The sequence below is a fragment of the Streptomyces sp. NPDC007945 genome (assembly GCF_042958885.1).
GTDB lineage: Bacteria > Actinomycetota > Actinomycetes > Streptomycetales > Streptomycetaceae > Streptomyces.
In genome coordinates, this window is the sequence record NZ_JBIBJV010000001.1 from 1,012,652 (window position 1) to 1,029,462 (window position 16,811).

Here is a 16,811-nt window from a genome sequence, read left to right on the forward strand (position 1 = left end):
GGGGTTTCCTTTATGTGCGGAATTGTCGGTTACATCGGTAAGCGCGACGTGGCGCCGCTGCTCCTGGAGGGCCTGGCCCGCCTGGAGTACCGCGGCTACGACTCCGCCGGCCTCGTCATCAACAGCCCCAAGAGCGCGGCGCTGAAGATGGTCAAGGCCAAGGGCCGGGTCCGCGACCTGGAGGCCCGCGTCCCCAAGCGCTTCACCGGCACCACCGGCATCGCGCACACCCGCTGGGCCACCCACGGCGCCCCCAGCGACCACAACTCGCACCCGCACCTGGACCCCGAGAACAAGGTCGCCGTCGTCCACAACGGCATCGTCGACAACGCCCAGGAGCTCCGCGCCAAGCTGGAGGCCGACGGCGTCGTCTTCGCCTCCGAGACCGACACCGAGGTCATCACCCACCTCGTCGCCCGCTCCCAGGCCGAGACCCTCGAGGACAAGGTCCGCGACGCGCTCAAGGTCATCGAGGGCACCTACGGCATCGCCGTCATGCACGCCGACTTCAACGACCGCATCGTCGTCGCCCGCAACGGCTCGCCGGTCATCCTCGGCATCGGCGAGAAGGAGATGCTGGTCGCCTCCGACGTGGCCGCGCTCATCGCCCACACCCGCCAGGTCGTCACCCTCGACGACGGCGAGATGGCCACCCTCAAGGCCGACGACTTCCGCACCTACACGGTCACGGGCGCCTCCACCACCGCGACCCCCGAGACCGTCGAGTGGGAGGCCGCCTCCTACGACATGGGCGGCCACGACACGTACATGCACAAGGAGATCTCCGAGCAGCCCGACGCGGTCGACCGCGTGCTGCGCGGCCGGATCGACGACCGCTTCTCCACCGTGCACCTCGGCGGCCTCAACCTCGACCCGCGCGAGGCCCGCACCATCCGCCGCATCAAGATCCTCGGCTGCGGCACCTCGTACCACGCCGGCATGATCGGCGCCTCCCTCATCGAGGGCATGGCCCGCATCCCCGCCGACGCCGAGCCGGCCTCCGAGTTCCGCTACCGCAACCCGGTCGTGGACCCCGACACCCTGTACATCGCCGTCTCCCAGTCCGGCGAGACGTACGACGTGCTCGCGGCCGTCCAGGAGCTCAAGCGCAAGGGCGCCCGCGTCCTCGGCGTGGTCAACGTGGTCGGCTCCGCCATCGCCCGCGAGGCCGACGGCGGCGTCTACGTCCACGCCGGCCCCGAGGTCTGCGTCGTCTCCACCAAGTGCTTCACCAACACGGTGGTCGCCTTCGCGCTCCTCGCCCTCCACCTCGGCCGCATCCGCGACCTGTCCGTCACCGACGGCAAGCGGATCATCGAGGGCCTGCGCAAGCTGCCCGCGCAGATCGAGGAGATCCTCAAGGACGAGGAGGAGATCAAGCGCCTCGCCGCCGAGTACGCCGGCGCCCAGTCGATGATGTTCATCGGCCGCGTCCGGGGCTACCCGGTCGCCCTGGAGGCCTCCCTCAAGCTGAAGGAGATCTCCTACATCCACGCCGAGGCGTACCCGGCCTCCGAGCTGAAGCACGGCCCGCTCGCCCTCATCGAGCCGGCCCTGCCGACGGTCGCGATCGTCCCCGACGACGACCTGCTGGAGAAGAACCGCGCCGCCCTGGAGGAGATCAAGGCCCGCTCCGGCCGCATCCTCGCGGTCGCGCACCAGCCGCAGGAGAAGGCCGACCACACCATCGTGGTCCCCAAGAACGAGGACGAGCTCGACCCGATCCTCATGGGCATCCCGCTCCAGCTCTTCGCGTACCACACCGCCCTCGCCATGGGCCGCGACATCGACAAGCCGCGCAACCTGGCCAAGTCCGTCACGGTCGAGTAGTCGCCCGGCGGGACCTGTCACCCGCCGGACGCGCCACGGCCCCGGGCCTGTCCCCCGGAGCCGTACGCCGGGCCTGTCCCCCGGCGAACCGACCGGACACGAAGAACGGCCCCCGCGCTTCCCAGGAGCGCGGGGGCCGTTCTGCTTCCCTTTTTTCGAGGCTCGGTTCGCCTCCGGGGCGCTTCGGCGACCGGCGACGGTCGACCGTGCTCGGCCCGGGAGGCACGGGTCCCGTGGGGTTACGCCGCCGCTGCCGTGGTGCGGGAGCGGCCCAGGGCCGTCGGCCAGCCGGCGACCGCCGCCGTGGCGCCGTACCAGGCGGCGAGTCCCGCCAGCGCGGCCACCCAGCCGCCCGCCTTGCCGAGGCCCTCGTTGCCCGCCAGGGCGGCGATGCCCGAGAGCAGCAGCGCGAGGAACAGCAGGCCGTACACGCCCTGCCCCAGGGCGCCGGCGCCCTTGGCGGCCAGCGTCAGCGTGAGCGCCAGGAGCGCCCACAGGAGCAGGAAGAGTCCGGCGGCGTCCGCCGAGGCCCCGCCGCCCACTCCGGTCCCCCAGGTGAACCAGAAGGCGCCGAGCGCCGCGAAGGCCGTGCCGTCGCCGGTGCTGCCCGCGCGCAGGGCGAGCAGGCCGACCAGGAAGAGCGCCACGCCGCCGACCCAGGTGGCGAGGCCCGCGGCATCGGCTGCCGCGACGTTGTCGATCACACCGGTGCCGCCCAGGCCGAAGGCCAGGAGGGTCAGTCCGAGTGCGAGGTTTCCGAGGGTGGAGGTGCCGTTCCCCGACGCGACGTCCTTGTTCACGTGGGGCTCCCTTCGAACGGGCGGTGATACCGCCTGAGCTGCTGTGTTCCGGTGCTCTTTAACTACCCTTCACAAGCACACAAATCACCTGAGCCGGGCGTGATTTATCGTCGTGCAAAGGGAGTTGAGGGAGGGTCGGGCGGTGCGGGGCCCGGTCCGCGGTCCGCGGTCCGCGGTCCGCTACGGGATGACGATCACGGGGCGCTGCGCGCGCCGCGCGAGCCGTCCGGCCACCGAGCCGAAGATCCGCCCCACGATCCCGTGCGTCGAGCCGACGACGATCGCGTCGGCCGAGTACTCGCGGCCGACCTCCTCCAGCTCGTGGCAGATGTCCCCGCCCCGCTCCACCAGGATCCACGGCACCTCGGAGAGGTGGTCCGCGCAGGCCAGCTCCAGACCGAGGACCTCGGTGCGGTGGTCCGGGACGTCGACGAAGACCGGCGGCTCACAGCCCGCCCACACGGTGGTGGGGAGCCGGTTCGCGACGTGGACGATGATCAGGCCGGAGCCGGAGCGCCGGGCCATGCCGATGGCGTACGCCAGGGCACGCTCACTGGACGTGGAGCCGTCGAAGCCGACGACCACCCCGTGCCGGAAGGCCGGGTCGCAGGCGTGACGTGGCTGTTCCACCGCGAGGGGGTCGACCGTGGAGTCGGCGACGCGCTTGCGGTCCGCGGGTTCGGAGAAATCGTGACCGGCCATCGGTGTCTCGGCTTGGGAGGTCCTCGTGGGAAGGGACGGGGGAGGGAGCTGAACAACGGGTGGCGGCGGAGCTGTGTCCGGGAATCATCTTCCCAAGCCCATACCCCCAAGGGTACGGCGACACTCCTCTCCTGCCCAGGGCCCGCCGTGCCGCACCGGGCGTGCCGACCGCTCGTGCGCGGGTCGGCGCGCGCGGTCCTCTCGGAGGATGCACGAAGCGTTCACCATCTGGCAATGCCGGATGTGCCCTACAAGCGTCCCCCGGCCGGGGCACGGAGGGCCGAACGGGCGTCGCTCAGAGTGACCGGAGCATTCCGTTCCTCGTTCCCCACAGGTCCGGATCACCGTCGCTGGGAGCCCGCCCGTGCCCGCACCGTCCACCCCCGCCTCCGCCGCGTCCGCCCCCTCCGTCCGTCCCGCCCGCTCCCGCCACCGCGCCCCGGTACCGGGCCCCGTGGCACCCCTCGCCCCGGGGACGGGCGGGCCGGCGGGGCCCCCGTCGGGCGGACGGGCGGAACCCGGGGCGGCCGGCGGGGGGCTCACGGACCCCGCGGGCGAGGTGGTCCGCTGGGCGGTGTTCTGCTGCGCCCTCGTGCCGCTGGTGCTCCTCGCCTTCGGCGCCTCGCTGGGCGGGGCCGGGGGGACCGCCCTCGGGCTCGCCTCCGTGACGGCCGCATGCCGGCTGCTGCTGCGCCGGGCGGAGCGGGGGCTGCGCGCGGAGGGCCGGGGGAGCCGTCACCGGGGCTGAGCGGACGCCTCCGGAGGCCGTGGAGTTGACAGGTTCGCACAGCCGATCCCATAGGTTTTCAGCCAACTTGAAGTTCCCGGCGCGTCCTTGCCGAAACGGTACGCCTGTGCCTGTCGCCCACCCCCCGAAAGCCCTGCCCCGCAGGGCCGCACCCCTCGCGGACGGCCACTTCTCCCCCTCCGGGCCCCGGCCGGGGGTGGCGCGGGCACCCGCTCGCGGATCGATCGCTTCACGCCAAGTGGCCTTGTCGACAATCTGCCGGATCGCGAACTTGTCACGCCGGCGGCACCGGACACAGTAGATTCGATCATGGGTACCGACGACTGGGGTCTCGTGCAGAACCGAGGGGAAACGTGGCACAGCGACACGACCAGGGAGACGCGAACACCGAGGGGAACTTAGCGCCATGAGCCAGGACTCCGCCGCACCGGAGGCGGCACGGAAGCTGTCCGGGCGCCGCCGTCGCGAAGTCGTCGCGGTGCTGTTGTTCAGCGGCGGCCCCATCTTCGAGAGCTCCATCCCGCTCTCCGTGTTCGGCATCGACCGGCAGGACGCCGGCGTTCCGCGCTATCGGCTGCTCGTCTGCGCGGGAGAGGAGGGCCCCCTGCGGACCACGGGCGGGCTCGAACTCGCCGCGCCGTACGGCCTGGAGGCGATCGGCCGCGCGGGGACGGTCGTCGTCCCCGCGTGGCGCTCGATCACCTCGCCGCCGCCGCCGGAAGCGCTCGAAGCCCTCCGCAGGGCACACGAGGAAGGGGCCAGGATCGTCGGGCTGTGCACCGGCGCGTTCGTCCTCGCGGCGGCCGGCCTGCTCGACGGCCGGCCGGCGACCACGCACTGGATGTACGCGCCGACGCTCGCCAAGCGCTACCCGTCGGTCCACGTGGACCCGCGGGAACTCTTCGTCGACGACGGGGACGTGCTGACCTCCGCCGGCACCGCGGCCGGAATCGATCTGTGTCTGCACATCGTGCGGACCGACCACGGCACGGAGGCCGCGGGCGCCCTGGCGCGCCGGCTGGTCGTCCCGCCGCGGCGCAGTGGCGGTCAGGAGCGCTACCTCGACAGGTCTTTACCGGAGGAGATCGGCTCCGACCCGCTCGCCGAGGTCGTGGCCTGGGCGCTGGAGCACCTCCACGAGCAGTTCGACGTGGAGACCCTGGCGGCCCGTGCGTACATGTCACGGCGGACCTTCGACCGCCGCTTCCGTTCGCTGACCGGCTCCGCGCCGCTCCAGTGGCTGATCACCCAGCGGGTGCTCCAGGCGCAGCGGCTCCTGGAGACCTCGGACTACTCGGTGGACGAGGTCGCGGGGCGCTGCGGCTTCCGCTCGCCGGTGGCGCTGCGCGGCCACTTCCGGCGGCAGCTCGGCTCCTCGCCGGCGGCCTACCGGGCGGCGTACCGGGCCAGGCGGCCCCAGGGCGAGCCCTCGACGGCCGTCCTGGAGTCGACGGTGCCCGCGCAGGTGGTGGCGGGAATCCGCCGCCCCGGGATGTCGCTGGAGCCCGGCAAGCCGCCGGGCGACGCGTACACGCCGGGCCGGCCCGCCCTGCCGGGCCAGCGCAGCGCGCCCTAGGAGCGGGCCTTCGGATCGTGCCGGACGCCGCGCGCCCGGCACGATCCGGACGACGCGCCCCGGCCGCCGGGGCCGGTTCGGCGTGGTCGCCCACCTGACGGGGGCCGGCCACGCCACCGGCGCCGAGGACCGCCGCCGCCACAAGCGGCGCACCGCAGTACCGACGGGCGCCCGGGGAACACCACCCCCGGGCGCCCGTCGGCGTCCCAGGAACCTCGCCGGAGGCCCGGCGGGACCGCCCCCTCCCGGGCGCCCGTCGCCGCCTCCGGACGCCTCCCGGGCCTCCCCCTGCGCACGGGGGCGGTTCTCCGGGGGCCTCGCCGCCTAAGGTAGGACGCATGAACGATCGCATGGTGTGGATCGACTGCGAGATGACCGGGCTCTCGCTGACGGACGACGCACTCATCGAGGTGGCCGCGCTGGTCACCGACTCGGAACTGAACGTACTCGGCGAAGGCGTGGACATCGTGATCCGTCCGCCGGACCGCGCCCTGGAGACCATGCCGGAGATCGTGCGCCAGATGCACACGGCCTCCGGGCTGCTCGACGCGCTGCCCGGCGGCACCACGCTGGCCGACGCGGAGGCGCAGGTCCTCGCGTACATCCGCGAGCACGTGAAGGAGCCCGGCAAGGCCCCGCTGTGCGGGAACTCGGTCTCCACCGACCGCGGCTTCCTCGCCCGCGACATGCCCGCTCTGGAGGGCCACCTGCACTACCGGATCGTCGATGTGTCCTCGGTCAAGGAGCTGGCGCGCCGCTGGTACCCGAGGGCGTACTTCAACAGTCCGGAGAAGAACGGCAACCACCGGGCGCTCGCCGACATCCGCGAGTCCATCGCCGAGCTGCGCTACTACCGGGAGGCGGTCTTCGTGCCGCAGCCCGGTCCCGACTCGGAGACCGCGAAGGAGATCGCGGCCCGGCACGTCGTCCCGGCGGAGTAGGACCCCCCGGAAGGCCCGCTCGCGCACCCGGGGAAAACGTGTGCGCGAGCACCCCTCGGAACCCTGTAGACTTCTTCTCGGCCGGTCGGGGAAACCTTCGGGAAAATCGCCGGTCATGGTGGGTATAGCTCAGCTGGTAGAGCACCTGGTTGTGGTCCAGGATGTCGCGGGTTCGAGTCCCGTTACTCACCCTGAAGGTCGAGGCCCCGGTTCGGAAGAACCGGGGCCTCGGTCGTTTCCCCGGACGCCTCAGCCGCAGCCGAGGGTCGTCGGGGGCGGGTTGGACGCCGTCCAGGAGGCGTTGAAGCCGAAGGTCACGGAGCCGCCGACCGGGACCGCGCCGTTGTACGAGAGGTTCGTCGCGGTCACGGTGGTGCCGGTCTGGGCGACCCTCGCGTTCCACGCCTGGGCGACCCGCTGCCCCGCCGGGTACTCCCAGCCGACCCGCCAGCCCGTCAGCGGAGCGGTGCCGGTGTTGGTGACGGTGACGTCCGCCTGGAAGCCGCCCTGCCACTGGTGGGTCACCTTGTAGGAGGCCTTGCAGGCCCCCACCGGGTCCGGCGGGTCGGTGGGGCCGGTGCCCCCTCCCCCGCCGGGCTCGCTCGTGTCGCCGTAGACGATGCCGCGGCCGTTGGTGGCCACGTACACCCGGCCGTAGACGCGCGGGTCGCCGGTGATGGTGGCGCCGGTCCAGCCCCACTGGTGGGCGTCGTCGTTGACCCGGACCCAGGTCGCGCCGGCGTCGGTGGAGCGGAAGATGCCGCGGACGCCGCCGATCTTCGCGCTGGAGTAGAGGGCCGGGTAGGCGGTGTTCGGGGCGGCCTTGCCGAAGCCGACGGCGTCGGCCTGGTCGACGCCGGCGACCCGGGTGAAGGTGGCGCCGCCGTCGGTGGAGTGCCACAGGCCGTAGGCGGCGTCGGGGGCGCCGCCCGCGAGCCAGATGTCCCCCTTCCTGCCGGGGACGGCCTTGAAGCGGACGTTGCCCTTGGCGGGCAGTCCGGTGGCCCTGGCGGTGAAGGTGAGGCCGCCGTCGGTCGAGGCGTAGAAGGTGCCGCCCCGGAAGCCGTAGAAGGTCTTGGGGTCGACGCGGTCGGACTCGACGACGGCGCCGGCCGGGATGCCGGCCGAGGCCGTCCAGGAGGTGCCGAAGCCGGTGGCGGCGTGGACGCCGGCGGTTCCCTCGGGGCTCCAGACGAAGCGTCCGCCGTCGGCGGCCGCGGCGACCGTGCCGCCGCCGGTGACGCCCGCGGGCTCCTTCCCGGCGAACCAGTTCGCGCCGTTGTCGGTGGAGAACGCGACCCGCGGCCCGCCGTCGAGGTGGCCGGAGCGGACGAGCGTGTCCGGGTTCGCCTCGGCGTAGTCGAGGCTGGTCGTCGACGTGAAGTTCGGGGAGGTGAACATCATCGGCGGCACGGCCGACAGGTCGGTGTGGCGGAAGCCGCCGACGTCGCCGAGGGCGCTGATCAGGGGGGCGCCGGAGGGCGGCGCGACCAGGTCGAGGACGGCGGTCTCCTCCAGCCCCTTCGCCATCGGCTTGATGGTGAAGTTCGTGCCCGTGTCCCACCGGGTGAGCTCGGTGGTGCCGTAGACGGTGGCGCCGGTGCCGTACAGCATCCGGTCCGAGTCGAAGGGGTCGATCTCCAGGGCCTCGGTCATCCAGCCGAGCTTGGGGGCCTGCTCGGGCGGGGCGGGGTTGCCGCCCCAGGTCAGCCACGGCACCGAGGAGACGTCCATCGTGTAGCGGTCGGCGCGGGTCGGGTAGGAGGAGTAGTCCCACGCCTTGGTCCAGGTGGCGCCGGAGTCGGTGGAGCGGAAGAACTGGGTGTCGGGCCACCAGGAGCTGTAGGCGGAGACCATGACCGTGCCGGGGCGCTGCCGGTCGACCGTGAGGCCGCTGAAGCCGAAGTGGGTGTCGGCCTCGGCGACGGGGCTGATGTCCCGCCACGCGCCGGTGGCGGTCGTGTACCGGTGGACCTTGCCCTTGCCGCCGTCGTACGGGCCCGCCGTGTCGCTGTACGCGAGGTAGAGGTAGCCGTTCTCGGCGTCGAGGACGCCCTTGTGGGCGAGGAGCCCGGTGGGCTGGCCGGCGAGGCGGGTCCAGGTGGCGCCCGCGTCGGTGGAGCGGTAGACGGCGTTCTCCTTGTCGCCGACGCCGACGTAGATCGTCCGCGTCGCGCCGCCCGCCGTGCCGGTGGACTCGTCGAAGGTGACCCAGACGATGCCCTGCGCGTCGGAGTTGTAGCCGCTGGTGTCGGTGGGGTCCTGCCGGTAGTCGCCGGGGTTGGTGAAGGAGGTGACCTTCGCCCAGGTGGCGCCGGAGTCGGTGGAACGCCAGAGGCCGTTGCCGCTGGGGGCGCCGAGGTAGAGGATCCGGTTGTCGTGCGGGTCGACGGCGAGGCGCTCGCCCATCCCGCGGCCCGGCATGTTGCCGCCGAGCTTGAAGGGGAGGTCGGCGCGCCGCCAGGTGGCGCCCCGGTCGGCGGAACGCAGGACGGCGCCCGTGCCGGGATCCCAGTCGTTGGTGTACGTGCCGACGGCGGCGTACACCTTGTCGGGGTCGGCGGTGTCGGAGGCGAGGGAGACCACGCCGGTGTGGCCCCAGTCGTCCCAGCCGACGTGGTCGAGGAGCGGGATCCAGGAGGAGGCGGACTGGTCCCAGCGGTAGGCGCCGCCGATGTCGGTGCGGGCGTAGAGGAGGTTCTTCTCGGTCCGGTTGAAGACCAGGCCGGGGACGAAGCCGCCGCCGTCGACGCGGACGTTCTTCCAGGTGTACGCGGGGGCCGCCGCGGTCCTGGCCGGTGCGGCGGGCTCGGCGGCGCCGGCCGGCAGGGCGCCGGCGAGGAGCCCGGCCGTGAGGGCCAGGCCCGCGAGCCCCGCGAGGAGTCGTGGTCTGCGCATGGGTATCCCGTCGGGAAGTGGGTATGGGAGCGCTCCCACTATCCGAGTCCTGTCAGAACACGGTCAAGACACGGGAGCCGTCGAAGACGTTCGACGACGCGGGGCCACCGGGAGCCGAACGGGTGAGGCGCGCCCGGGCCCCGGCGCCGCCCCACCGGCCGCCCCTCCCCCGCCGCCTACGGTCGGCAACATGGGGCGGAGGAACGCGACACCACGACGGGCCGGGGCCCGCGCCCGCGCCCGCACCCTGGCGCCGCTGCTCGCCGCGGCGCTGCTCGGCGGCTGCGCGGACGACCCGCCGACGCCCCCGGCGGCCGGCGCCGGGGAGACCGTCGACGGCTCGGGGCGGCCGATCACCCTCACCGTCGGCGTGTACGGCACCTTCGGGCTCAAGGAGGCCGGGCTGTACGACGCGTACATGCGGCTCCACCCGGACGTGGCCGTCCGGCAGACCTCCCTCGCCCGCGCCGACGTCTACTACCCGCAGCTGCTCACCCACCTCACGGCCGGCGCGGGCCTCGCCGACGTCCAGGCCGTCGAGGTCGGGAACATCGCGGAGGTCGTCGACACCCAGGCCGGCCGGCTCGTCGACCTGGCCCGCGCGCCCGGGGTGCGCGCCTCCGCCTTCCTGCCCTGGAAGTGGGCGCAGGCGCGGACCGAGGACGGGCGGGTCCTGGGGCTCGGCACCGACATCGGCCCGCTGGCCGTCTGCTACCGCAAGGACCACTTCGCCGCCGCCGGGCTGCCCACCGACCGGGAGGAGGTGGGCCGGCTGTGGGCCGGGGACTGGGAGAAGTACCTGGAGACGGGCCGCCGGTTCGCCGCGCGGGCACCGGAGGGCGTGGCCTTCACCGACTCGGCCTCCGGGGTCATGGGCGCCGTGATCTCCGGTGCGCGGCTGCGCTACTACGACGCCGAGGGCCGGCTGGTGGTGGCGGCCAACCCGGCGGTGCGGGCCGCCTGGGACCTCGGCGCGCGGTTCGCGGCGGACGGACTGACCGCCCGGCTCCAGCAGTTCACCCCCGACTGGGACCAGGGCTTCGCGCAGGGCAGGTTCGCCTCGATCGCCTGCCCGGCGTGGATGCTCGGCTACATCCAGGACAAGGGCGGTCCGGACGGGAAGGGGAAGTGGGAGATCGCGGCGGCGCCGCGGCCGGGGAACTGGGGCGGCTCCTTCCTGGTCGTCCCGGCCGCCGGGAAGCACGTCGAGGAGGCGGCCGAGCTCGCGGCCTGGCTGACCGCGCCCGAGCAGCAGGCGGTGCTCTTCGAGCGGCGCGGCAGCTTCCCGAGCGCCGAGGCCGCCTTCGGGCTGCCGCAGGTGCGGGGCGCCCGGCACCCGTACTTCGGGGACGCGCCGGTGGGCCGGATCTACTCGGCGGCGGCCAGGGGGGTGCCGGTGGCGCCGGTCGGGCCGAAGGACGGGCTGGTGAACACGATCCTCTCCGACACCGGGATGCTCCAGGTCGACCAGACGGGGCGTTCGCCCGACACCGCGTGGCGGGCGGCGATGAAGGCCATCGACAACGCGCTGGACCGGTGAGCCCGATGTCCGAGGAGGTGGTGGAGCGGGTGCTCGCGCCGGTGGTGCCGGCGGGCCGGGGCAGCCGGGAGCGGCGGCAGCGGCTCGGCCGGCTACGGTCGCGCGCGGCGCCGTACGCGCTGGTCGCGCCCTTCTTCCTGCTGTTCGGGGCCTTCGGGCTGTTCCCGCTGGTGGCGACCGCGTGGACCTCGCTGTTCCGGGTGGAGCTGACGGCGCCGGAGGCCCGGGAGTGGGTGGGCGCGCACAACTACGCCCGGCTGCTCACCGACGAGTTCTTCTGGAACGCGCTCGCCAACACGGTGCTGATCGGGGTCCTCGCCACCGTCCCGCAGCTGCTGCTCGCGCTCGGCGTGGCGCACCTCCTGGACACCCGGCTGCGCGGACGGCTCTTCTTCCGGGTGGCGGCACTCGCCCCGTACGCGACCTCGGTGGCGGCGGCGACGCTGGTCTTCGCGCTGTTCTACGGGCGGGACCAGGGGATGGTGAACTGGGCGATCGGGCTGGTCGGGCTCGACCCGGTGGACTGGCAGAACGGGCCGTGGGCGTCGAAGTTCGCGGTCGCGTCGATCGTGATCTGGCGCTGGACCGGCTACAACGCGCTGATCTACCTGGCCGCCATGCAGACCGTCCCGCACGAGCTGTACGAGGCGGCGGCGCTCGACGGGGCCGGGCGGTGGCGGCGGTTCCGGCACGTCACCCTGCCGGGGCTGCGGCCGGCGCTGGCGTTCACCGGGCTCGTGTCGACGATCGGGGCGGTGCAGCTCTTCGGCGAGCCGCTGCTCTTCAGCAGCGGCGCGGGCGCCTCGGGCGGCGCCGACCACCAGTACCAGACGCTCGGGCTCTACCTGTACGAACAGGGCTGGGTGAACCTGCACCTGGGACGGGCGGCGGCGATCGCCTGGGCGATGCTGCTGCTCCTGGTGGTGGTCCTCGGGCTCGTGCGGCTCGCCCGCGTGAGGGGTGCGCGGTGAGCCGCCGGGACGGGGCGCCGGAGTCGTACGAGCGGGGCGGGTGGGGTACGTACCTGCTCCTGGCGCTGTTCACGGCGGTGTCGGTCTTCCCGCTGCTGTGGACAGCGGTCGCCGCGTCGCGGACGAGCGGACGGCTCGCCCAGTCGCCGCCGCCCTTCTGGTTCGGGCGGAACCTGCCGCGCAACCTCGCGGTGGCCTGGGGCGAGGGCGGGATGGGCGAGGCCCTCGCCAACACCGCGCTGGTGGCGGGCGCGGTGGCGGTGGGGACGGTGCTCTTCTCGACGCTCGCCGGTTTCGCCTTCGCCCGGCTGCGGTTCCGCCTCCGCGGGCCGCTGCTGCTCCTGGTGGGGGCGACGATGCTGGTGCCCCCGCAGCTCGGTGTGGTGCCGCTCTACCTGCTGGTCGCCCGGCTCGGCTGGACCGACCAGCTCCAGGCGGTGGTGCTGCCGTCGCTGGTCTCGGCCTTCGGCGTCTTCTACATGCGCCAGCACCTGCGGGGCGCGCTGCCGCCGGAGCTGCTGGAGGCTGCGCGGATGGACGGCGCGGGGACGGCGCGGGTGGTGTGGCACCTGGTGCTGCCGGCGGCGCGGCCGGCGATGGCGGTCCTGGGGATGCTGTCGTTCGTGGCGGCGTGGAACGACTTCTTCTGGCCGGTGCTGGTGCTGACCCAGACCGGCGAGCCGACGGTGCAGGTGGCGCTGACGGGTCTCGGCCGGGGCTATGTGCCGGACACCTCGGTGGTGATGGCGGGGGCGCTGCTCGGGACGCTGCCGCTCCTGCTGGTGCTCGCGCTGTTCGGGCGGCAGATCGTGGGCGGGGTGATGCGGGGGGCCGTGAAGGGCTGAGGGAAGCGTGCCCCGGCCGGAGGTGGGGTGGCCCGGCCGGGGCACGCGGTGTGGGGGGACGGGATGGCTTGCCGGTGGGCGGCGAACGCCTTGGTCCTGCGCCGGTGCCCGTTGCTGCCCGTGCGTGCTGCCTCCGTGGTGCGGGGGTGCGGGGGTGCGGGGGTGCGGGTGGTGCGGGGGTGCGGGTGGTGCGGGGGTGCGGGCAGCACGCTAGCGCCGGACGGGCGGACAATTGCCGCAGGACGGACCGCGGTCGGGTTCCTTAGGCTCCGCTTAAGGCGGCCATCACCGCGGGCAAAGGTTCAGCGCCGGCCGGCCTTGCGGCGGCGGGCCGGGCGGTGCGAGCGGCGGCCTCCCGAGCCGTCGTGGCGGTGTCCGCCGAGCCCGATCCAGACGCGCACCTCCGCGCCGCCGAGGACCGAACGGCCGAGGCGGACGTCGCCGCCCGTGGTCTCGGCCATGCGGCGCACGATGTCGAGGCCGAGGCCGGTGGAACCGGCCCGGGTGCCGTTGTTGCCACGGGCGAGCGCGGCGTCCGGGTCGGCGATGCCGGGCCCGGCGTCGGAGACGAGGACGATGACGGCGTCGTCGCCGTTGTGGACGTCGACGGAGAAGGCCGTGCCCTCCGGGGTGTGCCGGAAGACGTTGCCGAGCAGCGCGTCGAGGGCGGCGACGAGCTCGGGGCGCGCCACCGGGATCCGTACCGGGCGCTCGACGCCGGCGAGCCGGACCAGCCGTCCCTCGTCCTCGGCGAGCGCGGACCAGAACTCCATCCGTTCGCGCACCACTTCGGCGGCGTCGCAGCCGGCCCCCGGTCCGGTCGGCGGGGTCGTCCGCGGCTTGGCCTCGCGGGCGGTTCGGATGATGGTGTCGACCTCGCGTTCCAACTGCTCGACGGCCGCCCGGGTCTGGTCGGCGGCGGGCCCGGAGCCGAGCGAGGCCGCGTTGAGGCGGAGCACGGTGAGCGGGGTGCGCAGCCGGTGGGAGAGGTCGGCGGCGAGCTCGCGCTCGTTGGCGAGGAGCTGGACGACCTGGTCGGCCATGGAGTTGAAGGCGACGGCGGCCGACTTGAGCTCGGGCGGACCCTCCTCGGCGACCCGGGCGCCGAGCCGGCCCTCGCCGAGCTCGTGGGCGGCGCGGGCCAGGCGCTGCGCGGGCCGGACCATGCGCACGCCGAGCCGGTCGGCGACGGCGAGGGAGCCGACGACCAGGGCGACGCCGACCCCGGCGAGGACCAGCCAGGCGGTGGCGACGCCGTTGGTCACCTCGCCCTCGGGGACGAAGAGTTCGACGACGGCGACCTCCCCGGAGCTCAGTGCGGTCGGCTGGAGCAGGGCGTAGCCGCCGGGCACCTCGGTGATCGAGGCGCGGCCGAGGGTGCGGGTGGCGGTCAGCTCCTCGGCCCCGGCCCGGCGGGTTCCGATCTCCAGGGCCTCGTCGCCGGGCGCGGCGGGCGGGACGTGCACGGCGAGCTGGCCGGCGGCGCCGTCCTCGGTGGTGGCGACGGCCTTCTCCAGCTCCGTCCGGTCGGTGGTGATCGCGAGGACCGGGGCGAGGCCGGCTCCGCGCCGCTCGGCGTTGGAGAAGGCCCGGTCGCGGGCCATCTCCTCGACGACGAGGCCGAGGGGGACGGCGAAGGCGATGACCACCATCACGGTGACGGCCAGCGACACCTTCACGAGGGCCCATCTCACGCCCGGCGCTCCCGTCTCACGGCTGGGGTTCCCGCGGCGGTTCCAGCTTCACGCCGACGCCGCGCAGGGTGTGGAGGTAGCGGGGCCGGGCGGCCGTCTCGCCCAGCTTGCGCCGCAGCCACGACAGGTGGACGTCGATGGTCTGGTCGTCCCCGTAGGCCTGCTGCCACACCTCGGCGAGCAGCTCCTTGCGGGGCACGACGACGCCGGGCCGGCCGGCGAGGAAGGCGAGCAGGTCGAACTCGCGCCGGGTCAGGTCGAGGGCGAAGCCGTCGAGTTCGGCCCGGCGGCGCAGCGGGTCGACGACGAGCCCGCCGACGCGGATCTCCGCGGTCGGCGCGGACTCGCCGGAGACGGCCCGGGAGCGGCGCAGCACGGCGGCCATCCGGGCGGTGAGGTGCTCGACGGAGAACGGTTTCACCAGGTAGTCGTCGGCGCCCGCGTGCAGCAGCCGGACGATCTCCGCCTCGTCGTCCCGGGCGGTCGCGATGATCACCGGTACGTCGGTGATGCCGCGCAGCATCTTCAGCGCCTCGGACCCGTCCAGATCGGGCAGGCCGAGGTCGAGGACGACCACGTCGAAGCGGACATGGGCGACCTCGCGCAGCGCCTCCAGGGCGGTGCCGACGCTCCGTACCGTGTAGGAGGCTTCGGTCAGCTGCCGGATGAGGGCGGAGCGCACGAACTGGTCGTCCTCGACCACGAGCACACTTGCCATGGCCCGCACCGTACGCCATCCGAGGGACGCCCCGGCCACTCCTCGCCTTCCGGTCCGCGCCGGGCGGGCGTGGTGCACTATGGCCCGGATGCGAAGAGGACTCGTTCACGCCCTGGCCTGGTCGCTCGCCACCGGCGCGGCGGTCACGCTCTCCTGGTGGGGGGTGCACACCGTGCTGTCCGGCACGGTCTACGACCCGCCGCGCGCCCTGCCGTTGCCGGTCGGCCCGCCGGAGGGCCGGGGGCCGGCCGAGACGGCGATCGGCGACCCCGTGACGGCCTCGACGCGCCGCCCGTCGCCTCCCGCCGCCACCCCGTCGTCGGCACCGGCGCCGCCGGCGTCCCCCTCCTCGTCCCCTTCCGCGTCGGGGACCGCCGCCGCTCCGGCCACCCGGCCGGCCACACCGACGGAGGCCACCCCGCCGCCGGCCTCGGCGGCCTCCTCCGTGAGGACCACCTCGGTGGACGGCGGCCGGGTGACCTTCGACCTGGGCGAGAGCTCCGCCGAGCTGGTCTCGGCGATCCCGGCGTCGGGCTGGCAGATGCAGGTGTGGAAGCAGCCGTCGTGGATCCGGGTGACCTTCACGCAGGGCGACCGCGAGGTGTCGGTCTTCTGCGTGTGGCACGACTCGGCGCCCCGGGTGGAGGTCGCCGACCGCACGAACTAGCCGTGCCGCGGGCCCGCTAGTGGAAGACGGACGGTGGGGGTGCGGGCGAGGCCTTCGCGGTGGCGTCGGTGACGGCGGTGGCGCCGCCGGTGAAGTCGGCGAGGGCGCGGCCGTGTTCGACGCGGCCGGGGTGCGGGTCGGTGGCGACCCGGCGGGTGAGGTCGGCGACGGGGAGTTCGCGGGCCGAGGCGACGAGGACCGCGTTGCCGAAGCGGCGGCCGCGCAGCACGGTCGGGTCGGCGATCAGGGCGAGTTCGGGGAAGACGCCGGCGGCGGTGGCGATCTGGCCGCGGAGATGGGCGAGCGGCGGGCCGTCGGCGAGGTTGGCGGCGTACGTGCCTCCGGGCCGCAGCGCGCGCCGCACCTCGTCGAGGAACTCGGTGCTGGTGAGGTGGGCGGGGGTGCGGGCGCCGCGGAAGACGTCCGCGATGATCAGGTCGGCCCAGCCGTCGGGGATCTTCGCGAGGCCGGCGCGGGCGTCGACGGCGCGGACCCGGATCCGGGCGCCGGGGTCGAGCGGCAGCGTGCGGCGGACGAAGCGGACGAGGGGTTCGTCGAGCTCGACGACCTGCTGGGTGGAGCGGGGCCGGGTGGCGGCGACGTACCGGGCGAGGGTGAAGGCGCCGCCGCCGAGGTGCACGGCCTGGAGGGGGCGGCCGGGCGGGGCGGCGAGGTCGGCGACGTGGCCGAGCCTCCGCTGGTACTCGAAGGTGAGCGCGGCGGGGTCGTCGAGGTCCACGTGGGACTGCGGGGCGCCGTCGAGGAGCAGCGTCCAGGCGCGGGGGCGGTCGCGGTCGGGTATCAGTTCGGCGAGCCCGCCGTCGACGGTCTCGGAGACGGTGTCTGCCGTCGCCCGTTCGCTCTGCTTCTTCCTGGCCATC

14 protein-coding genes and 1 tRNA gene are annotated in these 16,811 nt (G+C 74.1%); 9 read left to right on the plus strand and 6 right to left on the minus strand.

Annotation, left to right across the window (positions count from 1 at the left end; translation table 11 throughout):
- Positions 1-12 precede the first annotated feature (12 nt).
- Positions 13-1,830 (plus strand): glutamine--fructose-6-phosphate transaminase (isomerizing), encoded by a 1,818-nt coding sequence (gene glmS / locus ACFZCF_RS04575; RefSeq protein ID WP_388441310.1) that lies wholly within the window; start codon positions 13-15, stop codon positions 1,828-1,830.
- Positions 1,831-2,069: 239 nt separating this feature from the next.
- Here the strand turns inward: glmS and ACFZCF_RS04580 are convergent, their stop codons facing one another.
- Together ACFZCF_RS04580 and ACFZCF_RS04585 are read right to left on the minus strand one after the other, a co-directional pair.
- On the minus strand, positions 2,070-2,630 hold the full coding sequence (locus ACFZCF_RS04580; protein WP_388441313.1) for a GPR1/FUN34/YaaH family transporter: 561 nt from the start codon (positions 2,628-2,630) through the stop codon (positions 2,070-2,072).
- A 180-nt stretch (positions 2,631-2,810) separates the two neighbouring features.
- On the minus strand, positions 2,811-3,332 hold the full coding sequence (locus ACFZCF_RS04585; protein ID WP_189945716.1) for a universal stress protein: 522 nt from the start codon (positions 3,330-3,332) through the stop codon (positions 2,811-2,813).
- A gap of 364 nt (positions 3,333-3,696) precedes the next feature.
- On the opposite strand from ACFZCF_RS04585, the gene ACFZCF_RS04590 reads away from it, so the two are divergent.
- The 4 genes from ACFZCF_RS04590 (at position 3,697) to ACFZCF_RS04605 (ending at position 6,788) form a co-directional block, all read left to right on the plus strand.
- Entirely contained in the window at positions 3,697-4,080 is a 384-nt protein-coding gene (locus tag ACFZCF_RS04590) for a hypothetical protein (protein ID WP_388441317.1), read from the plus strand.
- Positions 4,081-4,486: 406 nt separating this feature from the next.
- Complete coding sequence (locus ACFZCF_RS04595) at positions 4,487-5,656, plus strand: helix-turn-helix domain-containing protein (protein WP_388441320.1); 1,170 nt, start codon at positions 4,487-4,489, stop codon at positions 5,654-5,656.
- A 338-nt stretch (positions 5,657-5,994) separates the two neighbouring features.
- A complete protein-coding gene (gene orn / locus ACFZCF_RS04600) occupies positions 5,995-6,597 on the plus strand; it encodes an oligoribonuclease (protein ID WP_169084502.1) in 603 nt (200 codons plus the stop codon).
- A gap of 118 nt (positions 6,598-6,715) precedes the next feature.
- Positions 6,716-6,788: transfer RNA gene (locus tag ACFZCF_RS04605), tRNA-His, on the plus strand.
- 58 nt (positions 6,789-6,846) lie between these two features.
- Here the strand turns inward: ACFZCF_RS04605 and ACFZCF_RS04610 are convergent.
- On the minus strand, positions 6,847-9,495 hold the full coding sequence (locus ACFZCF_RS04610; protein WP_391284575.1) for a cellulose binding domain-containing protein: 2,649 nt from the start codon (positions 9,493-9,495) through the stop codon (positions 6,847-6,849).
- Positions 9,496-9,685: 190 nt separating this feature from the next.
- Here ACFZCF_RS04610 and ACFZCF_RS04615 point away from each other — a divergent pair, with 190 nt between their 5' ends.
- The 3 genes from ACFZCF_RS04615 to ACFZCF_RS04625 are packed head-to-tail and all read left to right on the plus strand — an operon-like array spanning position 9,686 to position 12,851.
- Positions 9,686-11,035, plus strand: a complete 1,350-nt coding sequence (locus ACFZCF_RS04615; protein ID WP_391284577.1) for an extracellular solute-binding protein — start codon at positions 9,686-9,688, stop codon at positions 11,033-11,035.
- A 5-nt stretch (positions 11,036-11,040) separates the two neighbouring features.
- Positions 11,041-12,006: an ABC transporter permease subunit gene (locus ACFZCF_RS04620; protein ID WP_391284579.1), complete on the plus strand. Its 966-nt coding sequence runs from the start codon at positions 11,041-11,043 to the stop codon at positions 12,004-12,006.
- Positions 12,003-12,851: an ABC transporter permease subunit gene (locus tag ACFZCF_RS04625; protein WP_391284581.1), complete on the plus strand. Its 849-nt coding sequence runs from the start codon at positions 12,003-12,005 to the stop codon at positions 12,849-12,851. The genes ACFZCF_RS04620 and ACFZCF_RS04625 overlap by 4 nt, the downstream gene beginning before the upstream one ends.
- A gap of 302 nt (positions 12,852-13,153) precedes the next feature.
- On the opposite strand, the gene ACFZCF_RS04630 is transcribed toward ACFZCF_RS04625, so the two are convergent.
- Positions 13,154-14,545, minus strand: coding sequence for an ATP-binding protein (locus ACFZCF_RS04630; protein WP_391284583.1), 1,392 nt, complete (start codon positions 14,543-14,545; stop codon positions 13,154-13,156).
- 16 nt (positions 14,546-14,561) lie between these two features.
- Positions 14,562-15,263, minus strand: a complete 702-nt coding sequence (locus ACFZCF_RS04635; RefSeq protein ID WP_388441343.1) for a response regulator transcription factor — start codon at positions 15,261-15,263, stop codon at positions 14,562-14,564.
- Between the two features lie 88 nt (positions 15,264-15,351).
- Between ACFZCF_RS04635 and ACFZCF_RS04640 the strand changes: the two genes are divergently transcribed.
- Positions 15,352-15,930 (plus strand): hypothetical protein, encoded by a 579-nt coding sequence (locus ACFZCF_RS04640; RefSeq protein WP_391284586.1) that lies wholly within the window; start codon positions 15,352-15,354, stop codon positions 15,928-15,930.
- A 16-nt stretch (positions 15,931-15,946) separates the two neighbouring features.
- On the opposite strand, the gene ACFZCF_RS04645 is transcribed toward ACFZCF_RS04640, so the two are convergent.
- On the minus strand, positions 15,947-16,810 hold the full coding sequence (locus ACFZCF_RS04645; protein ID WP_391284588.1) for a fused MFS/spermidine synthase: 864 nt from the start codon (positions 16,808-16,810) through the stop codon (positions 15,947-15,949).
- Position 16,811 lies beyond the last annotated feature (1 nt).